The 4162-nt window shown below is 56.8% G+C and carries 4 protein-coding genes; 1 reads left to right on the top strand and 3 read right to left on the bottom strand.

Annotated elements, in window-relative coordinates; genetic code table 11:
* On the bottom strand, positions 1 to 214 hold a 214-nt coding region (locus V6C07_RS04185), incomplete at its 3' end, for a hypothetical protein (protein WP_333535105.1).
* Between the two features lie 555 nt (positions 215 to 769).
* On the opposite strand from V6C07_RS04185, the gene thrB reads away from it, so the two are divergent.
* Positions 770 to 1348, top strand: coding sequence for a homoserine kinase (thrB, locus tag V6C07_RS04180; RefSeq protein ID WP_333535104.1), 579 nt, complete (start codon positions 770 to 772; stop codon positions 1346 to 1348).
* 743 nt (positions 1349 to 2091) lie between these two features.
* On the opposite strand, the gene V6C07_RS04175 is transcribed toward thrB, so the two are convergent.
* Entirely contained in the window at positions 2092 to 2655 is a 564-nt protein-coding gene (locus V6C07_RS04175; protein WP_333535103.1) for a translation initiation factor 2, read from the bottom strand.
* A 77-nt stretch (positions 2656 to 2732) separates the two neighbouring features.
* Positions 2733 to 3728 carry an OmpA family protein gene (locus V6C07_RS04170; RefSeq protein ID WP_333535102.1) on the bottom strand — a complete coding sequence of 332 codons (996 nt, stop codon included), beginning with the start codon at positions 3726 to 3728 and terminating at the stop codon, positions 2733 to 2735.
* Between the last annotated feature and the right edge of the window lie 434 nt (positions 3729 to 4162).

The raw sequence follows: 4162 nt of genomic DNA, 5'->3' as shown, positions 1-4162 counted from the left end.
GGCTTTTTCCAGCAGTCTTGCCATCAACCGCCCCCTGGGGCGAAGGCATCAGCTCCGGCACGGCTGCGGGATCCACAAAGCTTGCTCCGGCCATGCGCAACTGTCGGGGCTGCATCAGCGTATTCCAATACAGGCGTGCGCCGCCGTGCCGCACCCAGGCCTCATTGAGATTGGCCCCGCCATCGGGCAGGGTCTGCGGCAAGGAAGAAGACATGCGAACAGGTTCAGCAGCCTTGCCTGACCCGGCCGAAAACATCAAGGCGGCGCACAGGCACAAAAAAGCCGTTCCTACAGTCACGGCCCGCGAAGCACCAAACGCCGCTGTTTTTTTGCATAGCGTCATAAACATGATACCACCTCTGTAACGCTTATCGGCCGGCCTGACATCACCTTTAGGCCAAGATGCCCCCGAATGGCCTCCCCGACTGCATCAGCGGACGCGCTCTGCAAGGGCAAACGGGAAAATCTCCACTGGACAGCACTCAAAATGCACCGTAAAAATTGAAAAATACCAGCAATAAAACACTGCCCTGGCAACCCGCGCGCGCTTTCATGACGCGCAGAGCGTAATGCCCACGCCACATGGCCGCCTTACGGGCAGCTTTCCCGACGGCACAGCCGCTGCCTGAAGCCGGAGCAACCGGGCAGCCCGGTCGGCTGCCCCGCTGACCCTGTTTGTGACTGATTACGGCGGTTCCGCGTCTGCCCGCCTTGACAGGCCGCCGCCCCTTAGGCACATTTTCAAAAAAATTCCCCATCAGGAGCCGAAATGTCTGCGCCCTCTCCCGCCGCAACTCCGCCTGCCATGTCTGGCCCCACGAGGCCATCCCCCTGCGTCATTCTTATCGGCATGGCCGGAGCAGGCAAATCCACAGTGGGAGAAGCGCTTGCCCAGGCGCTGGGCTGGGCTTTTATGGACAGCGACCATCTCATTGAAGCAGTGTACGCCGCCCGCCTGCAAGATGTTACCGATGCCCTTGGCAAATCTGCATTCCTGGATGTGGAATCAAGCATTGTCTGCGCCATAAAGGCCCATCGCACAGTGATCGCCACAGGTGGAAGCGTTGTGTACCGTGAACAGACGATGCATCACCTGGCCTCACTGGGTCCGCTGGTGTATCTTGACGTGCCTTTTACCCTGATAGAAGAACGCATTGCCAGAAATCCGCAACGCGGCCTTGCCATTGCCCCCGGCCAGACCCTGCACGACATCTTTCTTGAGAGGGAAGAACTGTACGCCCGCTATGCCGACCTGCGCTGCCCCGCCGCTGCCAAAAATCCGCAGCAGTGCGCGAACTGGATTGTGCGGCAGCTGCCCGCAGAAGTGACGCTTTCTGACAATTCATAGCCCCGCGCACTGTAACCCACCGCCGGGAGGCAACCGGCCATCTGCCGTTACAGACCATCGCCCCGTTAGAGCAATTTCACTTTGAAATTGCTCTGGCGGCTGCGTGAGCAGACGTTCGCTACGGAGGCGTAAGCGCAGTTTATCTGCGCGGTTAAACGCCGAAGTGAGCGTGCCTTAAACTTTGAGAATGTATATTCTCAAAGTTAATCTGCTCTAGAGCAATTTAACTTTTAAATTGCTCGGACGGCTGCGTGAGCAGACGTTCGCTACGGAGGCGTAAGCGCAGTTTATCTGCGCGGTTAAACGCCGAAGTGAGCGTGCCTTAAACTTTGAGAATGTATATTCTCAAAGTTAATCTGCTCTAGCAGACATGCGCGCGGGCAGCCATTAGCCGTACTTCCGTTGCGCAGCATTGGCACAGCATGCCCGCACGCTTCCCGGGCAGCCTGTGATGGCTCCCGAAAACATCACGTTCCCACGCAGACAGCCCATACCGCACTGGGCGCAAAGCCATGCGGCGCCTGAGCAGGTCCGCATTATATTATACCCCCGCGCAACAAAACGTACCAACCACAAAAGCCTGTTAGCGCCGTTGTGGCGAACGGTCGGTGATCACTTCCACAGGCGTTTTACAGCATTTTTACTTTAATATATCACCGTGAAAGACATAAAAAAAAGCGGGGCCGAAGCCCCGCCAGAAAAACATTGCGTCGCAATTGCAAGCACAGAACAGTACCGGCAGACTAATACTGCCAGCTCTTGCCATCGTAACGGATAAGCTCGTTAATCCTGCGGGCCTTGACCTGCTGGCAAGCCGCAGAAAGAGCCGCCTGACGGCTGGCGCCACGGCATTCAAAAACATTTTCCTTGTAGCGGACAAAGCCCACATACTGCCCGGAAGCTCCGGGGCGCAGTTCTGTGGCAACACTGCCTTCATCCACTTCAACATAGCTGGCGACAAAATCCTTGCCGTCCTGCCGCACATCCTTTTTGGACTTGGACGGCACAACGGTACGGCCAGCCTGAGCAACCAGCTTGCGACCGACCATATTCAGCTCGGCAGCAATCTGGGCTTCTGTTTTGGCCCCTTTGGCAGCGGGCTGTTTCTTTTCGGCAGTTTTGGCGGCCTTTTTGTCGGCCTTGGCGGGAGCGGTTTTTTCCGGCGCGGGCGCAGGCTCGGCAGCCTGCTCGGGCTGGGCGGGCGTTACCACCGCTTCAGTGGACGAAGAGTCGCCGCCGAACCAGGCGCAACCACCTGTTGTCAATCCGAAGATCAGCAAAAATGCCCAAAATATTTGCTTGCGCATAGCACCTCACACATTAAAGCCGGGCGGCATAGACCACCCGGCTTTTGCATATTATTCCACTGAAAACCGCCCTTCGATTATTCGAAGGAGATTTCGGTGCGCCTGTTCATGGCGCGACCTTCAGCAGTTTCGTTGTTGTACTTGAAGGACTTGCCGCGGCCAATGGCGGTCATGCGGCTGGCGGGGATGCCCTGCTTCACAAGGTAGTTCTTCACGCTGTTGGCGCGTTCCTGCGAAAGCTTCATGTTATAGGCGTCAGAGCCGATCCAGTCGGTCCAGCCAGAGAGCACCACGCGCTTGTTGGGGTTGGCCTTGATCAGACCAGCGGCTTCGTTCAGGATGCCCATGGCCTTGCCGTCAAGGGCGTAGGAGTTGAAAGCGAAGTGTACGCCGCGCAGCACGATCACGTCTTCGTCCTGGCAGAACACGGACAGCACGAAGCGCTCAAGAGCGGCGTCGCTGGTAGCCAGTTCTTCACCACGCACCACGATGGTGGCGGGGTTCAGGGCAGCAACCTGCTTGATGGTTTCTTCGCCGTTTTTGCTGTCGGCAAAGGAGATGATGTGAACAACCAGGTTGCGCTGGCTGGCATACATCTGACGGGCCACTTCCACCAGGTCGGCGCCACGGTTGTTGTCACCGTCGGTCACGAGGATGACGGCGGCGTCGCGCTTCATGCTGGAAAGGAAAGGCTCATACGCCTGCAGGCCGGTACCCATGCTGGTCATGCGACCGAAGATCTGGAAGTCGGAGCGCAGCTTTTTGATGCCTGCGGCCATGGTGTTGCGGTCCCAGGGACCCTGGGCAACGATAACGCCGTTGGGCGAAATGGTGTGCAGACCACCATTGTAGTCCAGAGCGGGAATAGCGGCATTGATGCGCTGCAGCACATTTTTGGCCACGATGATTTTGTCCTGCTTCATCTGGGCATTTTTCATCATCATGGAGCCGGAGTAGTCTACAACGAAGTCAAAGCTGTTGATTTTCTTGGTGCAGGCCGGTGCGGCCGCGGCGGCCACAGCATAGCTCAAAATAAGAGCAGCGGCCAGAACAAGAAGACGAAACGATTTCATACTGCCTCCCAAACGTTGATAAGTTCGTCGAGTTACCGTCAATAACAGTAATTCGCGGTGTGCCCGCCACGTTGCCAACTCACTAGCAGGAAAAACCTTTGGAGGCGGCAACTGTCTTTTACATAACCGCCTTCATGAAAAACCGCAAGTTTTAAATAGGAAATACTCTTCAATAACCAGACAAGGCTTCCCTTTTTCAATGACTCCTGCAAGTTGTATCCACTTGAAAACACCGCGCTTCCTGCGGCTGGACAGCAGACCGGGCCTGAGGCATACTTATGGTTAGAACCAAGGAATATCTCTATGTCACCATTCATGTTTTCCAAATGGAGCCCTGGCGGCAACACCACCCTTCTGTTTCCGGCGCTCGACCTTGCCCCCTCGCAGCAGGCCGAGCTTGCCCGGCAGGCTCTTGACCCCTCGGTGCTCGGCGG

This window comes from Desulfovibrio sp. 1214_IL3152 (assembly GCF_036763055.1).
Taxonomy (GTDB): Bacteria; Desulfobacterota; Desulfovibrionia; order Desulfovibrionales; family Desulfovibrionaceae; genus Desulfovibrio.
Note: the sequence above shows the minus strand (reverse complement) of the source record. Positions and strands in the feature narration are given on the sequence as shown.

Bases quoted from the DNA above. Each gene is read 5' to 3' on its own strand.
- thrB (WP_333535104.1), top strand. From the start codon at position 770: ATGTCTGCGCCCTCTCCCGCCGCAACTCCGCCTGCCATGTCTGGCCCC.
- V6C07_RS04175 (WP_333535103.1), bottom strand. From the start codon at position 2,655: ATGCGCAAGCAAATATTTTGGGCATTTTTGCTGATCTTCGGATTGACA.
- V6C07_RS04170 (WP_333535102.1), bottom strand. From the start codon at position 3,728: ATGAAATCGTTTCGTCTTCTTGTTCTGGCCGCTGCTCTTATTTTGAGC.